We start from the raw sequence: 23,685 nt of genomic DNA, 5'->3' as shown, positions 1-23,685 counted from the left end.
AACTGTTGCCTTCAAAATGAAACTTAATCCTGGGCAGGCCGAAGAATATAAAAAGCGGCATGATGAACTCTGGCCGGAACTGAAAAAGCTCTTGAAAGAAAGTGGTATCAGCGATTACTCAATTTTCCTGGATGAAGAAACCAATATACTTTTTGCCGTTCAGAAACAGGATGGGAACGGATCATCACAGGATCTGGGTACCACAGAAATTGTTCAGAAATGGTGGGCTTATATGGCAGATGTCATGGAAACCAATCCGGATAATTCACCGGTTAGTGTTGCTTTGAAAGAGGTTTTTTACATGGAATAGAATATGGGTTTGTATGAAACCCATATTCTATTCCTTAGCAAGCTTTATAACATCTTCCTTACTCCCTTTCCAAAAAGCAATTTTCTGACGGTTCCAGGTATAGGTTATAGCTACTGAATCGTCCCAGCTGATGATGGCTGGATAGGAGAATTCATCTCCTTTTTTCCCTTTATCCAGATCAAATTTTTCAGGCCAGGTTTTGCCGTTATCATGCGATAATGCAACGGAAAGCGGAAAACGGGAACCCCAGTTCTTAGAATCCGGATTGTAGACAAGTGCCAATGTTCCGTCCGCCAGTTTGGCGAGATCAATTCCGCTATTTGGATTTGGAAGATCTGTTTTTTTAATTGTTGACCAGGTTTTACCATAGTCATCAGAGTCACTGCGTCCAATTACGCCACCAGTTGTCCTGATGAGCATATGAATCTTTCCCGGCTCTGATTCCCATAGTGTTGGCTGAATTGCACCTCTGCCTGTAATTTCAGTTGTATCAATTTTAAAATATGGGCTTGCTTTCCAGGTTTTCCCTTTATCTTCACTCCTGTCTACAAAAACTTCCCAACGGTTTACCTCGTTGGATGCACCTGCAAGCAAAGTTCCGTTAGAAAGCTCAATCAGTTTATTTTTTACCGGGCCTCTGCCACCTTTATCACCTTTTACCAATTCGTATGCCTCCGACCAGTTTTCACCGTTATCATCGGAAGTTTTTACCCAGGTTTCCCATTGTGCAATTTCCTTTCCTACTTTGAAATATAAATAAATTTTGCCATCCGCTGCTCGCTGTAAAACCGGATTCCAGTGTGCATCTTCTCTTATTTTCGCCACTTCTTTTGGTTCACTCCATTCTCCCGGTTTTCCTTTCGACAACCAAATTCCAACATCCGGATTTTTCTCTTCTGTTCCGCCAAACCATGCAATCAAAAATTGTCCGTCGGCCAACCGTACCAGTGTAGAAGCGTGGCATTCGGCAAACGGGCGTTTATCGCCGAAAACAAAATCCTTTTCTACTTTGAGTGTATCTGATGTGTTGTCAGAAGATTCTTTTTTGTCAGTTGTACATGAAGTAAGTGCCGTCACGGTAACAATTGCAGCAACCAGAAACTGGTTTGACAAGTTTTTAAATTTTTGCATAAAAATAATTTAGAAGATTTAGGAAGTATGTTTTTACAAAAACAGTTAATTATTTCAAAAGCTTTTTCAATTCGTCCATAATGTGTGCCGGGGCATGATCCTCATAAAGTATCTGATATACTGCGTTGGTAATAGGAATGTCTACATGATAAGTTTTATTTATTTCCATGATACTTTTGGCTGCATAATAACCTTCCGCAATCATTTTCATTTCCAACTGTGCCGCTTTAACGCTGTATCCTCTTCCGATCATATTACCAAAAAGACGGTTGCGGCTAAACTGAGAATAGGAAGTAACAAGCAAGTCACCAAGATACGCAGACGAGCTAAGTTCACGCTCCCTGGAATCCAATGCGGAAACAAATCTGCCGATTTCCTGCATGGCATTTGAAACCAGAACCGCCTGAAAATTATCACCATAACCCAAACCGTGCGTAATTCCACAGGCAAGTGCTACAATGTTTTTCATCACAGCTGCATATTCTACACCATACAAATCGTCCAAGGCGTTGGCAGTCACATAACGGCATGTCATCAGTTTGGCAAAATCTTCCGCTGTTGGGCATTCTGTTGATGCAATTGTGAGATACGACTGCTTTTCCAATGCGACTTCTTCCGCGTGACAAGGACCGGCTATGACGCAAGTATCGTGTAAGTCGATTTTAAATTCCTGCGCAATCCAATCAGTAATCAGCATGTTCTCATTTGGAATCATACCTTTAATGGCGGAGACAACACGTTTTCCTTTAAAATGTTTTTCAGAAAGATCGCGTAAAGATTCCTGAACAAATGCAGCCGGAACGGCCAGAATCACGTAGTCAGCTCCTTTTAACGCGTCTATAGTTTTTTCAAAAACCTTTATCTTTTTTGGAGACAAATTAACATCACTCAAATAGCTCGGATTGTGATGAAACTTACGGATATGGTTGATATCGTCCTGGTTACGAAGCCACCAGCGAATTTGCACATTCGATTGTTCGCACAGTATTTTTATTAAAGCCGTCGCCCAGCTTCCTCCTCCTATAACCGCTATTTTTGTATTATTTAAAAAACTCATGGATGGTAATTAATATTAAACCACTAAATCGTACTCTTTAATTAAAGCATCAGCAGGTATATGAAGCAATTTGCTGAATTTACGTATCATAGTAAGTGAAAGTGCCTGCTTGTAGTTCAGCACTTTACTGATGGTTCCTTTATCCCCGTACTCATGAGCCAGATCAGCAGATTTATAACCAAAATCCGCCATTCTGATCTTGATTAATTCAATCGGATCGACCTCAGGCAACTCCCGGTTTTCTTTTTCAAATTCCGAAATAAGATATACTAAAAGTAATTTTTCTTTATGTTCATCGGATTCCTTTGATGCATATTTTACTTCTTCATACCGGGCAAGAGCTTTTTCATATTCCTGCTCGGTTTCTAACAAAAACCATTGTAATTCTGCCATTTTGTTTATTTAAATATGTCGTTAAATAATTTCAGCATCAATCATATCATACTCAGAATGAGTTCCAATAAACCTGACCTCCATTATTTCATCTATATAACCGATTTCAATAATGAGACGATATTTATTACCAGTAATTTTAAATCTGGCCCTATCACCTTTAATAATCTTTGCTTTAGGAAAATCCTGAAGTACATCAAAGCTCTTTATCCACTTTGCACGTTCAACAACGGTTATCCAGACTCTTAAACTCTTACCAGAATCTGCATGTTTTAGTACGAACTTGTCCAATTTGCGGGATTGAATTATAATCATGTGATGAAATAATCATTTTAAACTTTAACATAATGTGTTTTATTATATGATGATTTTCATAACATGTTATTGGTATAACAGAGCAAATCTAAAAAAAGGTTGGCAAAAAACCAACTTTCTGTTTTAACTAAACAATTCTGTAACTATTTGCTTATCTCTTTCACTAACCCAAATAAAAAATCCCTGCAGCAAGGCCGCAAGGATTTTCTTTTTTTAACCTAAACTAAATCGAACTTATTACATAATTACAACGTACTATTTCTAATTTTCATTTGATTTTTTCTCATCTTTTTTCACTTCCGGTTTCTTTTTCTCCACCAGATCGCCATTATTGAGGTTTTTTGAGACTACAATATATGGTCCCGAAATAATCTGATCGCCTTCCTTTAGGCCCGAAAGTATTTCAATATTATCAAAATCGCTGATACCGGTTTTCACTTCTTTCATTTCAGCCTTTCCTTTTACATCTACAAAAACCACTTCTTTTATAACTTCTTCCTTCTTCGCTTTTGCCTTGTTTGCATCTATATCTGCATCATTTGAATTGGGTTCTTTTTTAGCATCTTCGGCTGCTTTGTTACTTCGCGTAGTTACGGCAGCAATCGGAACAGAAATCACACTATTTTTCCTCTCAGTGATGATTTCAACTGAGGCAGTCATACCGGGTTTAAAAGGATACGATTTTTTGGAACGTGTGGCCATCAGGTCACTGAAAGAATCGTTCAGGATTTTTACTTTTACTTCAAACTCAGTTACTGCATCAGCAGAAACGCTGGAAGCTGAAGTAGTGGAAGTTGCCAAACCAGCAGCTGTATTTGCAATTTCTTTTACAATACCCTTGAATTTACGGCCGGAAGAGCTATATGCATCTACATCAATTTCGGCAGTATCACCAATTGAAACGCGTACAATATCATTTTCATTTACGTTAACCCGCACTTCCATATTTCTCAGGTTGGCAATACGCATCATTTCAGTACCTGCCATTTGTGAAGTACCTACCACACGTTCACCTTCTTCTACATTCAAAAGCGATATAATTCCGCTTACCGGAGCAAAAATGCTGGTTTTCCTTAAATTTTCAGCCGCGTCTTTCATACTTGCTTCTGCACTTTTTATATTGAACATAGCAGCAGATACATTGGCTTTTGCCGACTCAAGATCCTGTTGCGCAACGCCGTAATTAGACTCAAATGTTTCAAAATCAGATGCAGAGATCACCTTATCGGTGTACAGTTTTTTATTTCTTTCAAAATTTGCCTTTGCCTGGATCAAACGGGATTCAGATTGCGAAACCATGGCTTTTGTTTGCTCATAATTGGCTTTGCTTGAATTAACGGCTGCCTGTGCACGTGCCATAAGTGACTCATAATTATCCGGACGGATTTTTAAAAGCAACTGGCCTTTTACAACAGAGTCTCCTTCGGCTACATTCAGGCTGATAATTTCACCGGAAACATCAGGGCTTAGTTTTACCTCTACTTCCGGCTGTACTTTGCCAGATGCGCTTACACGTTCTATAATATCATTGCGCTTTACATTCGTATATTCTACCTCCGTAGTTTTTGGTTTCCCTATTAATCCGGCCTGTTTGGCCCCAAATAATCCGACCATCAAAACCACCAGCACTATTCCGGTAATCCACCATATTTTTGTTGAAGACTTACGTGCCATATTTTTATTAATTATACTATTGTTTGTAAAGGATAACTTAATTAATTTCTTTTTCTCTGCTTAAATACGTTCAGTCACTTACCCATTTTAGAAGTCGGATAACGGACGGTTCATATAAAAATCCAGGATTTTGGTACGAAAGACGTAGTCATATTTGGTTTGGATCAAATTCGAATTGGCACGATCCAGGTTTGCTTTGGCAATGTTATATTCAACAGAATTAATAGAACCGACATCCAAACGAACCTGCGCCACACGAAAAGCCTCCGTTAAGGCGCGAACCTGATTAGCAGTTGCAGAATAACGTTTCGCAGAGTTGTTCATATCAATATAAGCCTGTTCTACATTTTTACGGATATTCAAATGCACCTGCTGAGCCTGGTATTCCGTAGTTTTCTGCTGAATCTTAGCATTGGCAACATTGTATTTCACCTGGAAATTGGAGAAAATCGGAATGCGTAAACTCAAATTGACAGATGTGTTCCTGTTTCCGTCTAGCTGGTTGAGATATCCAAAGTCCTGTATGGAACCGTTAGGAGTAGTTACTTTCTGTATAACCGGTAATGTAAAATCGCCATATCTCACAAAGTTTGTAGCCGATGGGACTTCAACGGTTGTGCTTCCTGAGCCATCTGCAATAAATCGCTGTTTGGGAGCCACACTGGAATAAGCTGTTCCTATTCCCCCGTTTAATGTTAACGATGGCATACCCGCTCCTTTGGCAAATTCTACGGATCTTTTGGCATATTCCACCCTTAGTTCAGCAGCCTTCATTTGTGGAAGATTACCCAGTGCAGTATCAAAAACTTCCTGGATTGTTGCATCGTAAGCTTGTAAGGTCGGGTCAGCAACCGGGATTTTCACCACTTCAATCGGTTCGCTTCCCGGCATATTCATATATTGTTTCAAATTAAGTTTGGCCGTTTCCAGATTGTTCTGGGCATTTACCAAAGTAAGTTCATCATTGGCCAGCTGTGCCTGCAGGTCAAGCAAATTACTTTCTGCAAGGGTACCTGCCTGTACCAGTCTTGTTGTACGCTCAACCTGCAATGACGACGCCGTTACCTGGCTAGTAGCAACATCAATCAGCTCTTCGTTGGTAATTACCTGCAAATAGGATAATGCAACATTAAGCATCAGATCATTACGTACAGCATCCAGATCTTTTTGGCTCGCTTTTAAATTAACGTCGTTTCTTCTCACAGCATTTTGTAATTGAAATCCGTTAAAAAGTACAACTGAGGAACCTAGCTGGTAACTGTTGGATGTTACATTCTGCTGAACATAATTATTGGTATAAGGGTCAATATTACGACCTGAACTAAACCCTTGCCCTGCACTGAAACTCAAACTTGGCCAACGTTGCCAGCGTGACTGTTGAAAAATATTGGCGTTGGTCTGCACCTGTAATTCTGAAATCTTCACCTGCGGGTTTGTTTCAAGAGCCTGACGGATACAATCTTCAAGCGAATACGTATTGGGTGGCTGCTGTACTTTGGTTTGTCCAAAAACCATTTGAAACGAGGTAAATCCGGCAATCAGGAATGTATAAAATACGGATTTTCGTAACGATTTAATCATTGCTTGTGTAGGTTAGATAATCAATATTACATGATACCATAAAAAACAACCATCCATTTTATACGGACGGTTGCATATGTAGGTAAAAGGGTAATTTCTTTGGTAATGATATTAATGAAAGAAGAGATATCCGAGCCAGATACCGGCAACTACACCAATCAGATCGGCAATGAGTCCGGCCACTATGGCATACCGCGTATTTTTAATTCCGACTGATCCGAAATATAGTGCAACGATATATAAAGTGGTATCAGCCGATCCATTAAAAATACAAACAAGCCGGCCGACGAATGAATCCGGGCCAAATTCTTTCATGGCATCAATCATTAACGCCCTTGCTCCGCTTCCACTCAGAGGCTTCATTAATGCTACGGGTAATGCATCTGTAAAATCTGTATTAAAGCCCGAAAAAGAGAATAGAAATTTTAATCCATCAATCAGATAATCCATGGCACCGCAATTACGGAATGCGCTGATGGCCACAAGCAAACCAACCAGATAGGGAATCACCGTTACAGTTGTGGTAAAACCAGCTTTGGCACCTTCGATAAAGGCCTCAAAAACATTTACTTTTTTTACCAAACCCCAAAAAAGAAAACCGGCAATCACAGACAATAAAATAGAATTTCCAGTAAAAATTGAAATCTTCTCAATCTGCTCTTTAGGCAAGCCAGATAAATACCACAACAGCAAGGCCATAACAGTGGTCGCGATTCCCAATCCAAGCATGATCGACCTGTTGAACAAGTTGATTTTTTGCCATGCCGCAGTAATGAGCATCGCCGCAACGGTAGTAATATAAGTCCCGACAACACAGGGAATGAAAATGTCGGAAGGACTTTCTGCACCCAGAATGGCTCTTTGTGCAATAATTGACAACGGAATAATCTGAAGGCCGGAAGTATGTAAGACCAGAAACATGATCTGCGCATTGGATGCAGTGTCCTTATCAGGATTCAGTTCCTGCAGACTCTGCATGGCTTTTAAACCAAACGGCGTTGCAGCATTATCCAGTCCCAGCATATTTGCTGAGAAATTCATGATCATCTGACCATTAGCAGGATGGTCGGCAGGGACTTCCGGAAAAAATTTGTTAAAAAAAGGACCGATAAACCGGGCGAGCGCATTGATAATCCCTGCTCTTTCGCCAACATTCAGTATCCCTAAAAAGAATGTCATAACTCCGGTCAAAGGCAGTGCGATATCCATTACGGCTATTTTCGCCATTTCGAGCATGCCCTCTGTAATCGCCTTAAATGCCTGGACATCACCGGTTAGGATAAATTTGAGTGTGGCAATTACAAAAGCAATTACAAAAAAGGCAACAAAAATGTAGTTTAACGCCATAAAAAGGGGTTAATGAATGGTTAAGTGTTAATGATCAATTGTTAATTTAGTAACAGAGCTATTTACAAACATTATCAGCATTGAAACCATGAAGGAGTTGATTTCATTCAGATTGTTTTAACTTCTCCAAATCGCTAAATGGTTATTATTATTGATCACCTATAGTACCTCCGACTGATATAATTAAGGAAATTTTTACATTGAAATCCTTCATTCGGTAAAGTTCCAATAATATTCTTTCGGCCGATTTTAAACTACAAGCAGGCTATCTGGAACCGGAAAACCACCAACAAATCAATCGGGGTGTAAAATAGTATAAATAGATGAGAATTCGTTATACAATATCCCAGACCATTTTTTGCAGCTACATTAAAATAAGAAAAAAGTAGAACCCGGTTTTTAAAGTCTTTTTAATCAATTCGTATACAAACTTTTACCTGTTGAAGTCATGGATTTTTTTGAAACAATTTTAAAAGAATTTACAGATTTTTTCGGTTATGAGGGCCTTATTGAAATTGTCAGGACCGAAAATTATGAAGCACTGCTAACCCAAAAAGGAATTCAGTCTGTTTTGGGGCCATTCATTCCGGTGTTACTGGTTATAGAGATTATCCGGAGTTTGTTTTACCGGCGTTACACATTTTCCCAATACAAAATTTCACTTTTTACTTACATTATTAACCGTTTCATTTCCAGGTTTATTTCCATTGCCATGGTGGCTTTCTGCATAGGTTTATTTGAACCTTACGCAATCTTTAAAACTGAACTTACCTGGTACTGGTTTATTTACGGCTACATTGTCTGGGAACTTGCTCATTTTGTGTATCATTATCTGGGCCATAAAGTCCGGTTATTCTGGTGCCTGCATTCTACACATCACGCACCTGAATACATGAACCTGTCAGTCACATACGCACACTTTTTCCTGGAAGCTCCTTATGCCGATATTATCCGCACCACAATCTGTATCCTTTTGGGTGTAAATCCGCCATTGCTCTTCCTGATCATGTTTATTGATGGAACCTGGGGCGCATTTATTCATGTCGGTGAAAATGTATTGAAAGACGGACGGCTGGGATTCCTGAACAGGATTATCCTTACCCCTTCCCACCATCGGGTACATCATGCCAGAAATCCACTTTATATGGATACCAACTTCTGTAATTTGCTCAATATCTGGGACAGGGCGTTTGGTACACTGCAGGAAGAGAAAAGAGATATTGAAATAGAATACGGCATTTCCCGGCCTATGAAAAAAGGAGATTTTCTGGATGCTTATTTTGGCGAGATTGTAGTGCTGGCCAAAGACGTTTATCATGCCCCCGGCTTAAAAAATAAACTATTATACATCTTCATGCCGCCCGGATGGAGCCATACCGGAGATCATAAAACAGCTGAAATGGTCAAAAAAGAATACAAGCAACAGCATTTGGAAGAGGTTACGGAGATTTAATTATCTTTTGGAAAATATTCAATTCGCAATGTTCAAATTTCAATTTCTGCTATTGCAATGCATTTGGGAAAAATACTTTTTTATGAATAATTTAGGTTAGTGAGCTGAGCTTTCTATCTTTATTCTTCACTGTTGAAGAATATACCACTTTATTTATGAAAAAATACTGGTCATTATTACTCGTGTTCACCCTCCTATCCTGTAACAAACAAAGCGATTCCGGCACAGATGAAGGCGACATTTCAGAAACAAGAGCTAACGTAAAAAAGGAAGCCGCTGCCAGTTACAGCGAACCGGTTGCAGATAAAGACAAACTCAATAAATGGAAATTTGCCGTTGAAGCTTTTGAAACACCAATGACTTTTAAGTACCTTTTAAAAATTCAGTATAAGGAATTGCAGGTAGAAGATACGCTGATGATCCCTGATTTCGGAATCCAGCCAGTTGTAGAAATGAAAAAAGGGCCGGAAGACCTTTCTTGTATCATCGGTTTCAAGGGAAAAGAAAATGAATTTAAGGAATATAAAAAGGTAAAAGTTGAAGACGGCGAATTGAAAATTACGGCCTTGAAGAGTTATCGGAAGGCTGTGAAGAAGTAGGAAAGGATTAATTTTAAATAAGAAAAGCCCGGCACGAACCGGGCTTTTCTTATTTTAGTAATTTTTATTTCTTACGCCTTAAAAATCTCATCCATTTTCTCCCGGACAGTTAACAGACGCTTCCTGTCACCACCAGCAACTTCCGCAGATGCCCAACCGGAATATCCGACTTTTTGCAATGCTTTGTTCACTTCGGGCCAATTGTTATCACCGTCAAAAAACTCAACATCAAAACCTTTCCAGAGCCCAAGATCATTTTGCTTTTTGAAGCTGAATTCTTTCAAATGGAGCTTTAATATGCGTTTGTTCAGTGCCTCAATCCAGGAAGCAGGCCAGCTGTAACGGAGCACGTTCCCTACATCAAAATACCAGCCAACCATCGGATGTTTGAAATCATCGACATACTTTGCAGCTTCCAAAGGGCTTAGCAAAAACTGGTTCCAGACATTTTCAATGGCTATTTTCACACCCGTTTTTTCAGCTACCGGAAGTAGCTTACGGATTTCCGCCTGCGAACGTTCGTATGCTTCACTATAACTCACATTGGCATTTACCACACCCGGTACCACCAGAACTGTTGTACCGCCGTAATGTTTGGTATCCCACAATGCTTTTTCAATTGACTTCACACATTCTTCCCTTTTCTTCGGGTCGGGATCGGACAATGGCAGTTTCCAGTGCATGGAATTGATTGTTCCAGGTATCAGCAAACCCGTTTTGTCTCTGGCCTCAAGAACTTCCTTCATATCGAGTTTGTCGGGAGAGTCGAGCTCTACACCATCATAACCAAGATCTTTCAGCAACTTAAACTTGTCCATAATCGATAAGTCTTCCTTGATCATTCCCCACATAAGGCTTTTTTTCACCATCGGCCGGGCTATCGGGCTAAGTAATTCTGCAACTGGTTTCACATAGATGCCAGTATTTGCTGCTGCAATGGCACCCGTTCCTACTACCGCGGCAGTTGTTGCCAATGCACTGTTTTTAAGAAAATCTCTTCTTTGCATAACGTTATTAAGAGAAAGAAGTAATACCTGGCCTGGCAACCTCAACAACAGGCGGTTTCATATCAAAACTGTATGTATCCGGTCCAAGTTTTTCTGTTGAGTTCATTGCTTCATCCCATGTTACTCTCTTTCCTGTATAAGCAGCCATTCTACCCATGATAGCCAATAAAGTACTCTGGGCCATCATTTCACCGTCATTGATCAGTTTACCGCTACGGATTGAAGCAAATAATTCGTTATGCTCTGTCTGGTACATATCGCTTTGCGGGCCTTCGTATTTCCAGGGTTTTTGTCCATATATTTCATGCACATTTCTTGCACAGTTCACCATTGCACGTCCTTTTGTACCAAGTGTTTCTACCAGGTAACTGTTTTCACAGTTTGCCTGCTGACGTGAATGATGGAACCCTTTTGCGCCATTTTCGTATTCGTAGGTCACGGCAAAATGGTCAAATATATTTCCAAAAAGAGAATCTGTACGCACTTGCCTTCCACCGGTGCCGGTCGCAGATATAGGCAGCTTTCCGCCCATTGCCCACGACATCATATCAATACTGTGAACTGCCTGTTCAACAATATGATCACCAGCTAACCAGGTATAATAAGTCCAGTTACGCAATACGTATTCAGCATCTGTCCAGCCGGCTACACGAGGAAACGACCAAAGTGTACCTGTATCATAAGTATTGTAAATAGCAGAAATATCGCCAACTGCACCATCAAGGATTCTTGAGAAACTCTGGCGTTTTGGTTCATGATATCTCCAGCAAAATCCTGACATCAAAGAAAGGTTCTTCTGTTTGGCAAGTTTGGCAGCTTCCAGCACTTTTCTTACACCGGGAGCATCAACGGCTACTGGTTTTTCACAGAATACATGTTTGCCTGCATTGATCGCGGCTGTTAAATGCTCCGGACGGAAATGCGGAGGAGTTGCCAGGATTACTACGTCAACACCCGAATCCAATACTTTTTGAAATGCATCAAATCCAATGAATTTATGGCCTTCGTCTACCTTTACTTTTGCTCCGTGAACCTTGGTCAGATTTTCAAGAGACGAATCCATTTTATCTTTAAAAATGTCACCCATAGCATGTAAAACCACGTTAGGATCTGCTTTCAAAGCCTGGTTGGCAGCACCGGAACCACGTCCTCCACAACCGATCAAACCAACTTTCAGGGTGTCGGTATTTACACCTGCAAATGCACGGTTCGGGTTTAAAATAGTGATAGTCGGAAGAGTGCTGCCTGCCAGTGCAACACCCGCCATTTTCAAAACGTCTCGTCTGGAAGTATTCATTAGGATAATGCTTTAGTAATGAGATTAAGGAATTTAGAAATAGAAATCATGGCAATATAATTTTGTTAAAACTCATATCGACGCAATAAAGATAAATAAATCTAACGGAAAGTATATCAATAAAATTGCAAAAATTGAAAAGTGTGCTCGTTAACGCAACTACTTGCAAGAAAACACAAAATAATATTTGATGTGTAATATTGCCGATTCCTGCCCCCAACAGATTGGGAAACCAGGAAATACAGATCAATTCAAATTTTTCGGATTATTACTTCAGTTCCATTCTACTTCTATTACCGAGTCTTTCAGATCAATAGTCGTAAAGTGTTCGCCATTCTGGCGTTTTAGTGAAATTTTACCATTCTGAACCTTCGCCACCTGCTGGGATAAAACATCTTTGGTATTTTTCTTCCTGTATATCGCAACGAGTGGTTCCAGGCTTGTAACGTCAATTTCACAGCTGCGGCCTTTCACTTCAATAAGCCTGGAATTATTGGGCAGATAAGGTGCTTTGATCAGGGCAAGAGCGCGGGAAGCCAGAGGTACGCCATATCCGACAAAATTATTCCCATACGGATATAAATGCGCCGATTTTTCAATCAGGTCAAGAAGCTCTTTATTCGTGAGTTTGGGATTAGCTTGTAGTAAGCATGCCGCAAACCCGGTAATAACCGGCGCAGATAAAGAAGTTCCGTATAAAGAAAAGCATGAAACATTAGGCTTCACATAAGATAAAAACTCCGGGCCGGTACTGCTGTAACTGATTCGGTTCCATAACTTTCCATTGGTAGCGCCTATCGCTAAAACGCCTTTTGCATCAGCAGGCGTAGATACTATGCCCCAGCCTTTGTCGTCACCTTCATTTCCCGCCGAAACGATCAGTGTAATTCCTTTTTTGTCAGAGGCAATCTGTGCTGCACGGCTGATAGCACTGGTTTTGCCATCCATTTGCGAAGGCGTATAGTTTTCTTTCGGATCAGAAAAACCTTTGGCATAACCCAGAGATGTATTTATTAAACGGACGCCCAGACTGTCCATCCACTCCATTGCCGCAATCCAGTTATCCTCTTCACCTCGGTATTCCCTTAGTGAATAATCGGTACGTGCAAGATAAAACTTAGCATTCGTTGCCATTCCGTACTGGATCTGGTCTTTGTAATCAATACCGGAAATGGCTGCAAGTACTTCTGTTCCATGCATATCCGAGAACGATTCTGCTGTACTGAACAACAAATCACCCGGCCGGCCTGGTTTTACATAATCCCGGATACCTAATACTCTGTGGTTATCGAAAATCTGAGTTAAAGAAAGTGAAGAATCGGCACCATAAAATCCGGCATCAATTACACCTATTGTAACATCCTTTGCCGAAATCCCTTCTTTTAGAAAAGCATTCGCCTGAACCTGTGACATTACCGGTGCCATTTGTGCTTTTTCAACGGGTTGTGTTCTGGCAATATAAAACCCCGGATCAATCTGAACCACATCTTGCACAAAATCAAGCTGACGAACACGGCTGGCTTGTTCACTGGTCAGTGTGGCCGACACAGCATTCAGCCATTTGGAACGGTTGATAATTTTCACTGAGTTCTCACGAAGAACCGTTTCATAATCCGCACTTACAGGAAAATCCGTTACATCCGAAATAGCCAGACCCATTTTATGGCGGTTTTCCAAAGTCAGCGGAGACACCGCAGGACTGGTATTCAGGTTTTTATTTTTTAAATAAATCCAGTATTTCGGACTTGCAGATAAAAGAAGCGGGGCAAACACGAATGCCAGTAAAAAAAATCTTCTCATGAAAATATCGAATAGTTAGGCTATGCAGGCGACAATATTTTGTACTAAAACGAGTTCAAATATCGACGTTTTTAAAGATAATACAGAATTGATTTTATGCTTTTTTCAATATTATTTAAACAAGATAAACGTAATTTTACAAATTAAATTACCAGTTACAAAATTAAACCACATGCGTTATTCTTCCATCGACAAATCTTTGTTTGTTGAAAACAGGCTCAGGCTTACCGAATTATTAAAGCCCAGGTCGCTGGTTATTTTGAATTCCAATGACATTATGCCCAGCAATGCAGACGGGGCAATGGGTTTTAAACAAAACTCGGATATATTTTACCTTACCGGAGTAGACCAGGAGGAAACTGTACTGCTTACTTTTCCGGACCATCCGGACGAAAAATTCCGGGAAGTGCTGTTTCTGCGCGAAACCAATGAGCTGATTGCAGTTTGGGAAGGAGAAAAACTAACAAAGGAACAGGCAAGGGAAGTGTCTGGTATTACGAATGTTTACTGGACGCATCAGTTTGAAACTATTTTTGGCAACATTATTTTTGAAGCTGACCATGTTTATCTCAATACCAATGAACATACCCGTAACGGTTCGATCGTTCAGACGCGGGAAGCAAGGTTTGTTGCTGAATTTAAGGAAAGATATCCGGTTCATCATCTGGTAAGGCTTGCTCCGCTGATGCATCAGCTCCGTGCAATTAAACAACCTGCTGAAATAGCCTTGATGCAAAAGGCTTGTGATATTACGAAACTGGGATTTGAAAGGTTACTGAAATTTGTAAAACCGGGTGTTCAGGAATTTGAAATTGAAGCTGAACTGATCCATGAATTTTTAATAAACCGTTCAAAAGGGTTTGCATATCAGCCGATCATTGCTTCCGGCGCGAACGCATGCGTTTTGCATTATATTCAGAATGACAGAACGTGCAATGATGGTGATGTGCTACTTCTGGACGTGGCAGCCGAATATGCCAATTACGGCTCCGATTTATCAAGAAGTATTCCGGTAAACGGGAAATTCACTAAACGCCAGCGAGAAGTTTACGATGCGGTATTACGCGTTTTCAAATCGGCAAAGAGTATGCTGGTAACAGGTAATATCTGGGATGAATATCATCTGGAAGTCAGTAAAATCATGGAAAGTGAATTGATTGGCCTCGGTCTCATTTCCAAGGACGACATAACCAAACAGGATCCTGACTGGCCTGCTTACAAAAAATACTTTCCGCACGGAACGTCTCATTTTCTGGGACTGGACATCCATGACGTTGGAAATAAGTACCGTCGTTTTGAACCGGGTATGGTATTCACTTGCGAGCCAGGTATCTATATCAAAGAAGAAGGACTGGGGATACGGCTTGAAAACAACATTCTGATTACTGCTGAAGGCAATATTGATCTGATGGGACACATTCCGATTGAAGCCGAAGAAATTGAAGATTTGATGAATAAATGAGGAAAATATAAATATTATTCCTATATTCTGAAATATGACACCATGTATACAATACTTTTGTTGGTAATTAGGAAAGGACAATTGTAGAACAGAAAATTGATAACATCAACAATATGAATAGCATACTCGAAGCTAAACGCCATATTAAGGACGCAAAAGATATTCTTCGTGAAAAAGCACTGAAAGAAGGTGGCTTTTATCAGGATACAGAATATGTAAAATTAGCAGGACAGACGGCTTATACCGGAATCTTATTTGCACTTGACGACTTTTTGGGCAAAAAAGGCAAAGGCCTGAAAAACGTTGACTGGTACAAACAGCATTTGGTAAAATGGGACAAAAAAATATATAACTCATTTACAACAGCTTACCAGGTACTTTATCTGGATATGGCTGATGGCGAAAAAAGTGCGGAACTCGCTGCTACCGGATTGGAAGAAGCTGAAAAAATTATTGGCTGGCTGGAAAATCAGACCGCAATCGCCTGAAAAGCTGAATGATAGCTCAGCATTGTTTCCATAAATTATCTCAAGCCGGAAGATTCTAAATCTTTCCGGCTTTTGAATAAATAAAGGCCCGATCAACTCATATGGAATTTTTGACCGAAGATATTTACAAACTGCTGGTTTCCTTTTTGCTTGGTGCTATTATTGGTACCGAAAGGGAATATCGCAGCAAATCTGCCGGGCTCAGGACAATGATACTGATTGCAGTCGGCTCCACGTTATTTACTATATTATCTGCAAAAATCGGTTCAGATGCGGATAGAATTGCGGCTAATATTGTAACGGGAATTGGCTTTATTGGGGCAGGAATTATTTTCAGGGAAAATAACCGGGTTGTTGGTATTACCACCGCCGCTATTGTTTGGGTTACAGCTGCGCTGGGAATGGGTATTGGTGCGGGAATGTATGCGGTTACATTAAGCTGCTTCATTATAGCGGGACTTTCACTTGTTATTCTGACCCCGATCCAGAAATACATCAGACACAAAAGCCAGATCAGAAATTACAGGCTGATGTGTATTTACCACAAAAGTTCTCTCAAAAATTACGAGGAATTCTTTAAAAATAATCATCTGAAAATTTTAAGAGGAGAGCAAAACCGCTCGGGAAGCCATATCACAGGAAACTGGACTTTGCAGGGATCTCAGAAAATGCATGAGGAAGTTACAGAATACCTGCTGAATGATCCGGAAATCCTGGAATTCGATTTTTGATAAATTAACTGATAATAGAAATTAGTTTTTATTTAGAAATTCAAATAAACACACGGTTACAAGAATTACTTTTTGGAAAAATTGTTATAAACAGGCTAATGGAAACTTTATGTAATTGTTAAGGTTTTAGCTAAGGATGATCCATCTCATAAATTATTTACGCTGGTTGTATCACTTTTGTAAATTCATTGCTTTTTAGTTTATCATGTCAGACGTTATACAGCAAAAAATCCGGGAGGTAATCAGTCAGAATACCTCCCCTTCTGAATCGGATTGGCTCACGCAAAAAGGCTCGTCAGATCCGTTGGAATTAATGACTGCTTTTGTGGCTTCTCCAAGAAATCTGCATAAAAAAATTATCACCGTTACACCTGAACAAGCCTGGGAACTGAATGCCGAAATTGCCGGCTTTTCAGTAAATGACTGGTCTCTCGTACGGCTTAGCAGGGTTTGGCTGCTCACTCAGCTGGATTCTTCGGATAAAGAAACGTATGTAAAAAATATATCGACACTCTTTGATACTGCCGAAATGAATGAGCTGGTTGCGCTCTATTCTGCTCTTCCCCTTTTATCCTATCCTGATGAGTGGCTATTCAGGGCAACTGATGCGGTACGTTCCAACATGGGTTTTGTATTTGATGCTATTGCTTTACATAATCCGTTCCCTGCCAGATATTTCAGTGAACAGGCTTGGAATCAGCTGGTATTGAAAACCATTTTTAATGACAAACCAATTCACTTTATTGAAGGGCTTGAAAGCAGGAGGAATGAAGATCTGGCTATGATCCTTTCCGATTTCGCGCATGAACGCTGGGCAGCAGGACGTTCTGTTGCCCCACAGGTCTGGAGGCTTGTAAGTAATTTCATGAACGATATTATTGCAGGAGATATGCAGCATTTGCTTCAATCCAGATATGTACCAAATCAACAGGCAGCAGCAATTGCGAGCTTTGAATCAGGTTATAAACCTGCCATTGAACTCATTTCCAATTATCCGGAACTGCAAAAGTCTGTTGCTTCCGGCAAACTGACATGGACTGATCTTGAAACCACAGACCTAAACACCTATGTGCCTCAACCATAACGAAACAACTCAAAATCCTTCCCACTTTGAAGATAGTGACGATGGAAATACACCCGCACATACCGATATAACATGGAGCGAGTATAATGAACTGATAAAAGGAATGCGGTTTTTTGATCCGCATATCCACATGGTTTCCCGTACTACGGACGATTACCAGGCTATGTATCAGGCTGGTATTGTAGCACTTATAGAGCCTGCATTCTGGGTTGGGCAGCCACGGACCGGACTTTCCAGTTTTAAGGATTATTACAGCAGCCTGGTAGGTTGGGAAAGGTTCCGTTCTTCCCAGTTTGGAATTAAACATTACTGCACCATGGGCCTTAATTCCCGTGAAGCCAATAATGAACCTTTGGCTGAGCAGGTCATGGAGATTTTGCCATTGTATATTTATAAAGAAGGAGTTGTTGGTATTGGTGAAATAGGTTTCGATGACCAGACCCCTGCTGAAGAAAAATATTATCGCCTGCAATTGGAGCTGGCAAAAAAGGCGAATCTTCCTGTGCAGATACATACACCACACCGTGACAAAAAGAAAGGCACGGAACGAAGTATGGCCATTGCACTTGAACACGGGCTTGATCCTTCCTGGGTTATTGTTGACCACAATAATGAAGAAACGGTAAAAAGTGTTTTGGATAAAGGATTTTGGGCAGGATTTACCATTTACCCATTTACAAAAATGGGAAATGAACGGATGGTAAAAGTAGTTGAACAATACGGCCCTGAACGAATTATGATTAATTCGGCAGCTGACTGGGGAATTTCAGATCCGCTGGCCATTCCAAAAACAGCAGCTTTAATGAAAATGAGAGGGATTACAAATGAATCCATCAAACTCGTAACCTATCAGAATGCTATTGATGCCTTTGGAAAAAGCGGACAAATTGATGTTACCGATTTTGAAGATGGTATGGAAAGTGATCATTCAGCCAAATTTCATGGAAATTCTATTTTGCGTGGAGGACAGCAGCCCGCGCCAGCTAAAAATTCATTATTAATCCAATAAAGTGAGTAGCCTAAAACCTTATCTTCAGCTTACACGTCCGGCCAATCTAGTTACCGCCATTGCAGACATACTGGCCGGGATGGCTATTGCACAATTTACATTTTCAAGCTTTCAACCCACTTATCTTCTTCTTTCGACACTGGGCTTATATGCAGGAGGAGTAGTGATGAACGATGTTTTCGATGCAAAATTAGACAGTATTGAACGACCGGAAAGACCAATTCCGAGCGGTAATGTTCCTTTGAAAGTTGCTGCTGTAATGGGAATTTCTTTATTGTTTCTGGGAATACTGTCAGCTGCTATGTTTAGCCTTGAAAGCGGTCTCATAGCTATCACAATTGCTTTGCTTACAGTAATTTATAATCGCTTTGCCAAACACCATGCTTTTCTCGGTCCGCTGACAATGGGAATGTGCCGTGGTGGAAATCTGATACTGGGAATGAGTGTATTACCCGAATCAATTGAAAAGTGGGGATTGATTGCTTTATTACCAATTGCCTATATCTTCGCTATTACAATGATTAGTCAGGATGAAGTACATGGCGGCAAAAGAAGAACGCTTTACATTGCTGCATTACTTTATCTAATCGTTTTGGCCATTCAACTCGTAATTTCCCAACAACATGGAAACATACTCTTTACCATCCCGTTTGTAATCCTTCATGCATGGCTTATTGGCCGACCATTGTGGAATGCAATTCAAAACCCCATCGGCCCGCTGATTGGAAAAGCTGTGAAAGCAGGAGTTATTTCTTTGATTGTCATGAATGCTTCCTGGTGTGTCGCATTCGGGCTATGGCCGTTAGCTCTTTTAGTTCTGACATTGTTGCCGTTATCCATACTTTTGGCACGGGTTTTTGCAGTTACATAGGGCTTTTGATAATTGAAAGCTGTAATTACTATTTTCTAATTAAGCGGACTAATGGTATTCTCCAAAAAGTAAGTCTTGATTAGAATAAGATTATAATTCAGATAAATTTATGAGGTTATGTTAAAAACCTCTCTTTTCAGCGTTATAGTAAATATATTAACCCTTTTAGTTGGTGTCTAATGCCTATTTCAATGCAAACCATAAAACAACGTTTTCAGATAGAATACAATTATTCTATCTTCTTTACTCACGACATATTTGATCAGAACAACGTTATTCTGAAAGACTTTTTTAGTAACTATACCGAGCAGGGCTTTCAGCGTAAAGCTTTGGTAATAGTAGATGCTGGCTTTTTAAAGCATCACCCAACACTTACCCAAGACATTAAATCATACTTTTCGCAATATATTCAGCATATCAGTCTTGCATCGGAAATAATAGTTGTACCGGGTGGGGAAGCTTCAAAAAATGATCCTGATCTTTTTGAAAAACTGGCAAAATCCGTAGATATACATGGAATTGACCGTCATTCTTTCGTAATTGGAATTGGTGGTGGAGCCGTTCTGGATTTGGTTGGTTATGCAGCTGCCGTATCTCATCGTGGTATCAAGCTGATCAGGATTCCGACAACTGTACTTTCACAGAATGACTCAGGTGTTGGTGTTAAAAATGGTATCAATTTTCATGGCAAGAAAAACTTCCTTGGCACCTTTGCACCGCCAGTTGCAGTATTCAACGATCTTTCATTGCTAAAAACCCTGGATGACCGCGACTGGCGCGCCGGAATTGCCGAAGCCATTAAAGTTGCTCTGATCAAAGATGTTTCTTTTTTCAACTGGATTGAAGAAAATACCCTTGCACTTGCCCATCGTGACGAAACAGCAATGGCTTATCTCATTCATCGTTGTGCTGAAATGCATACGGAACATATCGGCGGAGGCGATCCCTTTGAATTCGGCTCCTCACGCCCGCTTGATTTTGGACACTGGGCAGCGCACAAACTCGAATACCTGACACATTTTGAAGTACGCCATGGAGAAGCCGTGGCAATAGGAATTGCCCTGGATTGCGTTTATGCAGCAAAAATTGGTATGCTTCCTGAGTCAGACCTGCATCGGATTCTGGATGTTCTGATTAAACTTGGTTTTGAACTTTATCACCCGAAACTGGCAGAAAATGATAAGATCAATCTCAGAAATGGGTTGCACGAATTCCGCGAGCATTTAGGTGGAAGGCTTACTATTATGCTTTTAGAGAAAATCGGCAAAGGAGTAGAAGTGCATGAATTGGATGCAGAGGTAATTGTGAGTTCAGTAGATTACCTGGAAACAATGAATATTAATTTAACCGCGGAGGATGCAAATATTTAGATTAAATTAATAATTATCTCTAAATCAGCCATTTACCTTTTTAGCCCTTTACCTTTTAACCTTTTTCTCTCAACCCATGAACACTCCTTATGGTCATTTAACTTATTGCAGTAATATTCATCCCGGAGAAAAATGGGACGATCACTTTAAGGAACTCAGGGAAAATTTACCATATATCAAACAACAGCTTTCTCCGGACAAACCGTTTGGTTTAGGTTTAAGAATTGCCAATGACGCATCTGTTGAACTTGTTAAACCTGAAAGAATTGCCGGGTTTAAAAAGTGGCTCCAGGAAGAAGATATCTATGTTTTTGTGATAAATGGTTTTCCTTACGGCGGTTTTCATAATACCATTGTAAAAGGAGATGTTCACACACCCGACTGGACTACAAACGACCGGCTTGATTATACAATCAGGCTCTTCCGGATTTTATCCCAATTACTTCCAGATGGTATGGAAGGCGGCGTTTCTACCCCGCCTCTCTCCTATCGTTTGTGGTGGAAAAACGAAGATCAAAAGCAGAACGCCATTCAGGATGCTACCACCAATATCCTGATATTACTGGACGAATTAATTCTGATAAAAGAAGAAACAGGAATATTGGTACATCTTGATATTGAGCCCGAACCGGATGGAATTCTTGACAATACTGTGGATTTTGTAAACTGGTACCGTGATGTTCTTTTGCCAACCGGGACTTCATATCTGAGCGAAAGATATGCTATTTCTGACGACGATAGCAAAACAATCATTTTCGACCATATTCAGCTGTGTTATGATATTTGTCATGCCGCCGTGGCTTTTGAAGAACCCGAAAATATATTAAAATCACTTATAGAAACGGGTATCAAAGTAGGCCGTATCCAGATCAGTTCTGCGCTTAAAATTGATTTTTCTTCCAACAAAGAAATCAAACGTAAAGCAATCGAAACTTTTGATGAGCCCGTGTATTTACATCAGGTAGTAACGCGAAATTCGGATCAAAGCCAGACACATTATCCTGATCTGCCCGAAGCTTTGGAAGGCTGGAATGAAAATCAGGAGGAATGGCGGATTCATTTTCATGTTCCTTTATTCATTGCTTCTTACGGCGTACTCGATTCAACACAAAGTGATATTGTAAAAACACTGGCCATTCATCAGAAAAAACCTTTTTCAACTTTTCTTGAAGTCGAAACTTATACTTGGGGAGTTCTTCCTGAAGATATGCAAAAACCAATCGGAGAGTCAATTGTGAGAGAAATGCAATGGGTTCAGCAAATATTGGACAAACCTTTATTGGATGAAATAACTGCTTAAAATGTCAGGAGCAGATAAGTTCTAAAGAAAATATTTATGAACAAAACAGTTGTTATTGATATTGTAGGTCTTAGCGCCAATCTTATTGGAGAACATACTCCATTTTTACAAAGTTATTTACAAAAACATCATTTAACGCCCATTAAACCAGTTCTTCCAGCTGTAACTACTACAGCACAAAGTACTTATATTACAGGAAAATGGCCGGCAGAACATGGAATTGTTGGCAATGGGTGGTATGACAGGGATGATTCCGAAATCAAATTCTGGAAACAATCCAACAAATTGGTAAAAGGTGATAAAATCTGGGATGCCGCCAAAAAGCTTGACCCGAAATTTACGTGTTCAAAAATGTTCTGGTGGTATAACATGTATTCTACCGCCGATTATTCTGTAACTCCGAGGCCTCAGTATCATGCAGATGGTGTGAAGGCGCCGGATTGTTATGCGTTTCCGCCCGAATTGAGGGATGAACTCCAAAAAGATCTGGGACAATTTCCGTTGTTTAGCTTTTGGGGGCCCAATGCAAATATTAAATCGACCAAATGGATCTCGGATGCTTCCATGTGGGTGGATAACAAACACAATCCGACGCTTACATTAATATATTTGCCACATCTTGACTATTGCCTGCAAAAATTTGGCCCTGATTTTGAAAAGATCAAACCAGAGCTCGCAGAAATCGACAAGGTGGTAGAAGAGCTGGTAAACTTTTATGAAGCAAAAAAGGCGAAGATTATCCTGCTTTCGGAATACGGAATAAATCCGGTGAATAACCCAATCCATATTAACCGGATCTTAAGAGAAGAAGGATTAATTTCTGTTCGTAATGAGCGTTGGTACGAACTGCTTGATCCGGGTGCTTCCAAAGCATTTGCCTCTTCGGATCATCAGATTGCCCATATTTATCTGAATGATCCTACGGTAAAGGAAAAAGTAAAAAAACTGCTTCTTGAAACACCCGGTATTGACTTGGTTCTGGACAAAAAAGAGCAGAAAGCATATCATCTGGATCACGAACGTTCGGGAGACCTCGTTGCTGTTGCAAATCCTAATAGTTGGTTTACCTATTATTATTGGTTTGATGATAAGAAAGCACCAGATTATGCCCATCTGGTGGATATTCACCGCAAGCCAGGCTATGATCCGGTTGAGATGTTTATGGATCCAAAAAACCCGTTGATTAAACTAAGAGCAGGTTACAAACTTGCCAGGAAATTAATGGGATTCCGCTATCTGATGGATGTGATTCCTTTGGATGCCACATTGGTAAAAGGTTCTCACGGCGGAATTAATGTTTCACCGGAATATTATCCAATCTGTATTACCGATCAGCCCTTAAACAAAGACTCTATTGAAGGAGTTGATGTTTATGATGTGATCTGGAAGCACCTCTTATAGTTGTG

Annotated in this window: 22 protein-coding genes; 12 read left to right on the top strand and 10 right to left on the bottom strand. The window is 40.2% G+C overall.

Going from position 1 to position 23,685, the window contains the following annotated elements:
• The first annotated feature begins 16 nt into the window (after positions 1-16).
• Complete coding sequence (gene rhaM / locus KZC02_RS21260) at positions 17-310, top strand: L-rhamnose mutarotase (protein WP_229253713.1); 294 nt, start codon at positions 17-19, stop codon at positions 308-310.
• Between the two features lie 27 nt (positions 311-337).
• Here the strand turns inward: rhaM and KZC02_RS21255 are convergent, their stop codons facing one another.
• From KZC02_RS21255 to KZC02_RS21225, 7 genes are all read right to left on the bottom strand, one after another.
• Positions 338-1,441 carry an exo-alpha-sialidase gene (locus tag KZC02_RS21255; RefSeq protein WP_221390532.1) on the bottom strand — a complete coding sequence of 368 codons (1,104 nt, stop codon included), beginning with the start codon at positions 1,439-1,441 and terminating at the stop codon, positions 338-340.
• Positions 1,442-1,490: 49 nt separating this feature from the next.
• The gene (locus KZC02_RS21250; protein ID WP_221390531.1) at positions 1,491-2,498 is read right to left on the bottom strand and encodes an NAD(P)H-dependent glycerol-3-phosphate dehydrogenase; all 1,008 of its coding nucleotides are present in this window, start codon (positions 2,496-2,498) and stop codon (positions 1,491-1,493) included.
• A gap of 15 nt (positions 2,499-2,513) precedes the next feature.
• A complete protein-coding gene (locus tag KZC02_RS21245; RefSeq protein ID WP_221390530.1) occupies positions 2,514-2,891 on the bottom strand; it encodes a type II toxin-antitoxin system HigA family antitoxin in 378 nt (125 codons plus the stop codon).
• 21 nt (positions 2,892-2,912) lie between these two features.
• Positions 2,913-3,182, bottom strand: coding sequence for a type II toxin-antitoxin system HigB family toxin (locus tag KZC02_RS21240; RefSeq protein ID WP_229253712.1), 270 nt, complete (start codon positions 3,180-3,182; stop codon positions 2,913-2,915).
• Between the two features lie 285 nt (positions 3,183-3,467).
• A complete protein-coding gene (locus tag KZC02_RS21235) occupies positions 3,468-4,880 on the bottom strand; it encodes an efflux RND transporter periplasmic adaptor subunit (protein WP_221390528.1) in 1,413 nt (470 codons plus the stop codon).
• A gap of 87 nt (positions 4,881-4,967) precedes the next feature.
• Positions 4,968-6,461 carry a TolC family protein gene (locus KZC02_RS21230; RefSeq protein WP_229253711.1) on the bottom strand — a complete coding sequence of 498 codons (1,494 nt, stop codon included), beginning with the start codon at positions 6,459-6,461 and terminating at the stop codon, positions 4,968-4,970.
• 111 nt (positions 6,462-6,572) lie between these two features.
• Positions 6,573-7,808 carry a nucleoside recognition domain-containing protein gene (locus tag KZC02_RS21225; RefSeq protein ID WP_221390527.1) on the bottom strand — a complete coding sequence of 412 codons (1,236 nt, stop codon included), beginning with the start codon at positions 7,806-7,808 and terminating at the stop codon, positions 6,573-6,575.
• A 448-nt stretch (positions 7,809-8,256) separates the two neighbouring features.
• On the opposite strand from KZC02_RS21225, the gene KZC02_RS21220 reads away from it, so the two are divergent.
• Positions 8,257-9,261 (top strand): sterol desaturase family protein, encoded by a 1,005-nt coding sequence (locus KZC02_RS21220; RefSeq protein WP_221390526.1) that lies wholly within the window; start codon positions 8,257-8,259, stop codon positions 9,259-9,261.
• Between the two features lie 155 nt (positions 9,262-9,416).
• Positions 9,417-9,860 carry a hypothetical protein gene (locus KZC02_RS21215; RefSeq protein WP_221390525.1) on the top strand — a complete coding sequence of 148 codons (444 nt, stop codon included), beginning with the start codon at positions 9,417-9,419 and terminating at the stop codon, positions 9,858-9,860.
• A gap of 71 nt (positions 9,861-9,931) precedes the next feature.
• Here KZC02_RS21215 and KZC02_RS21210 read toward each other — a convergent pair whose 3' ends face one another.
• The 3 genes from KZC02_RS21210 to KZC02_RS21200 form a co-directional block, all read right to left on the bottom strand.
• On the bottom strand, positions 9,932-10,867 hold the full coding sequence (locus KZC02_RS21210; protein WP_221390524.1) for a TIM barrel protein: 936 nt from the start codon (positions 10,865-10,867) through the stop codon (positions 9,932-9,934).
• 7 nt (positions 10,868-10,874) lie between these two features.
• Positions 10,875-12,134, bottom strand: coding sequence for a Gfo/Idh/MocA family protein (locus tag KZC02_RS21205; protein ID WP_221395131.1), 1,260 nt, complete (start codon positions 12,132-12,134; stop codon positions 10,875-10,877).
• Between the two features lie 303 nt (positions 12,135-12,437).
• A complete protein-coding gene (locus tag KZC02_RS21200; protein ID WP_221390523.1) occupies positions 12,438-13,964 on the bottom strand; it encodes a S8 family serine peptidase in 1,527 nt (508 codons plus the stop codon).
• Between the two features lie 172 nt (positions 13,965-14,136).
• On the opposite strand from KZC02_RS21200, the gene KZC02_RS21195 reads away from it, so the two are divergent.
• From KZC02_RS21195 to KZC02_RS21155, 9 genes are all read left to right on the top strand, one after another.
• The gene (locus KZC02_RS21195) at positions 14,137-15,426 is read left to right on the top strand and encodes an aminopeptidase P family protein (RefSeq protein WP_221390522.1); all 1,290 of its coding nucleotides are present in this window, start codon (positions 14,137-14,139) and stop codon (positions 15,424-15,426) included.
• A 113-nt stretch (positions 15,427-15,539) separates the two neighbouring features.
• Positions 15,540-15,914, top strand: a complete 375-nt coding sequence (locus KZC02_RS21190) for a DUF5618 family protein (protein ID WP_221390521.1) — start codon at positions 15,540-15,542, stop codon at positions 15,912-15,914.
• Positions 15,915-16,015: 101 nt separating this feature from the next.
• Positions 16,016-16,645 (top strand): MgtC/SapB family protein, encoded by a 630-nt coding sequence (locus KZC02_RS21185; RefSeq protein WP_221390520.1) that lies wholly within the window; start codon positions 16,016-16,018, stop codon positions 16,643-16,645.
• A 205-nt stretch (positions 16,646-16,850) separates the two neighbouring features.
• Positions 16,851-17,729, top strand: a complete 879-nt coding sequence (locus tag KZC02_RS21180) for an EboA domain-containing protein (protein WP_221390519.1) — start codon at positions 16,851-16,853, stop codon at positions 17,727-17,729.
• Positions 17,713-18,738 (top strand): TatD family hydrolase, encoded by a 1,026-nt coding sequence (locus tag KZC02_RS21175; RefSeq protein ID WP_221390518.1) that lies wholly within the window; start codon positions 17,713-17,715, stop codon positions 18,736-18,738. Before KZC02_RS21180 ends, KZC02_RS21175 begins: the two co-directional genes overlap by 17 nt.
• 1 nt (position 18,739) lies before the next feature.
• Positions 18,740-19,609 (top strand): UbiA-like protein EboC, encoded by an 870-nt coding sequence (gene eboC / locus KZC02_RS21170; protein WP_221390517.1) that lies wholly within the window; start codon positions 18,740-18,742, stop codon positions 19,607-19,609.
• 191 nt (positions 19,610-19,800) lie between these two features.
• Positions 19,801-20,979 (top strand): 3-dehydroquinate synthase, encoded by a 1,179-nt coding sequence (locus KZC02_RS21165; RefSeq protein WP_221390516.1) that lies wholly within the window; start codon positions 19,801-19,803, stop codon positions 20,977-20,979.
• Between the two features lie 76 nt (positions 20,980-21,055).
• The gene (gene eboE, locus KZC02_RS21160) at positions 21,056-22,279 is read left to right on the top strand and encodes a metabolite traffic protein EboE (RefSeq protein ID WP_221390515.1); all 1,224 of its coding nucleotides are present in this window, start codon (positions 21,056-21,058) and stop codon (positions 22,277-22,279) included.
• Positions 22,280-22,315: 36 nt separating this feature from the next.
• Positions 22,316-23,680: an alkaline phosphatase family protein gene (locus KZC02_RS21155; RefSeq protein WP_221390514.1), complete on the top strand. Its 1,365-nt coding sequence runs from the start codon at positions 22,316-22,318 to the stop codon at positions 23,678-23,680.
• Positions 23,681-23,685: the final 5 nt, after the last annotated feature.

The sequence above is a fragment of the Dyadobacter sp. NIV53 genome (assembly GCF_019711195.1).
Lineage (GTDB): Bacteria > Bacteroidota > Bacteroidia > Cytophagales > Spirosomataceae > Dyadobacter.
This window is presented reverse-complemented; position numbering and strand designations above follow the sequence as displayed.

Coding starts and splice junctions, on each gene's coding strand:
- rhaM (WP_229253713.1), top strand. CDS start 17: ATGAAACTTAATCCTGGGCAGGCCGAAGAATATAAAAAGCGGCATGAT.
- KZC02_RS21255 (WP_221390532.1), bottom strand. CDS start 1,441: ATGCAAAAATTTAAAAACTTGTCAAACCAGTTTCTGGTTGCTGCAATT.
- KZC02_RS21250 (WP_221390531.1), bottom strand. CDS start 2,498: ATGAGTTTTTTAAATAATACAAAAATAGCGGTTATAGGAGGAGGAAGC.
- KZC02_RS21245 (WP_221390530.1), bottom strand. CDS start 2,891: ATGGCAGAATTACAATGGTTTTTGTTAGAAACCGAGCAGGAATATGAA.
- KZC02_RS21235 (WP_221390528.1), bottom strand. CDS start 4,880: ATGGCACGTAAGTCTTCAACAAAAATATGGTGGATTACCGGAATAGTG.
- KZC02_RS21230 (WP_229253711.1), bottom strand. CDS start 6,461: ATGATTAAATCGTTACGAAAATCCGTATTTTATACATTCCTGATTGCC.
- KZC02_RS21225 (WP_221390527.1), bottom strand. CDS start 7,808: ATGGCGTTAAACTACATTTTTGTTGCCTTTTTTGTAATTGCTTTTGTA.
- KZC02_RS21220 (WP_221390526.1), top strand. CDS start 8,257: ATGGATTTTTTTGAAACAATTTTAAAAGAATTTACAGATTTTTTCGGT.
- KZC02_RS21215 (WP_221390525.1), top strand. CDS start 9,417: ATGAAAAAATACTGGTCATTATTACTCGTGTTCACCCTCCTATCCTGT.
- KZC02_RS21210 (WP_221390524.1), bottom strand. CDS start 10,867: ATGCAAAGAAGAGATTTTCTTAAAAACAGTGCATTGGCAACAACTGCC.
- KZC02_RS21205 (WP_221395131.1), bottom strand. CDS start 12,134: ATGGCGGGTGTTGCACTGGCAGGCAGCACTCTTCCGACTATCACTATT.
- KZC02_RS21200 (WP_221390523.1), bottom strand. CDS start 13,964: ATGAGAAGATTTTTTTTACTGGCATTCGTGTTTGCCCCGCTTCTTTTA.
- KZC02_RS21195 (WP_221390522.1), top strand. CDS start 14,137: ATGCGTTATTCTTCCATCGACAAATCTTTGTTTGTTGAAAACAGGCTC.
- KZC02_RS21190 (WP_221390521.1), top strand. CDS start 15,540: ATGAATAGCATACTCGAAGCTAAACGCCATATTAAGGACGCAAAAGAT.
- KZC02_RS21185 (WP_221390520.1), top strand. CDS start 16,016: ATGGAATTTTTGACCGAAGATATTTACAAACTGCTGGTTTCCTTTTTG.
- KZC02_RS21180 (WP_221390519.1), top strand. CDS start 16,851: ATGTCAGACGTTATACAGCAAAAAATCCGGGAGGTAATCAGTCAGAAT.
- KZC02_RS21175 (WP_221390518.1), top strand. CDS start 17,713: ATGTGCCTCAACCATAACGAAACAACTCAAAATCCTTCCCACTTTGAA.
- KZC02_RS21165 (WP_221390516.1), top strand. CDS start 19,801: ATGCAAACCATAAAACAACGTTTTCAGATAGAATACAATTATTCTATC.
- eboE (WP_221390515.1), top strand. CDS start 21,056: ATGAACACTCCTTATGGTCATTTAACTTATTGCAGTAATATTCATCCC.
- KZC02_RS21155 (WP_221390514.1), top strand. CDS start 22,316: ATGAACAAAACAGTTGTTATTGATATTGTAGGTCTTAGCGCCAATCTT.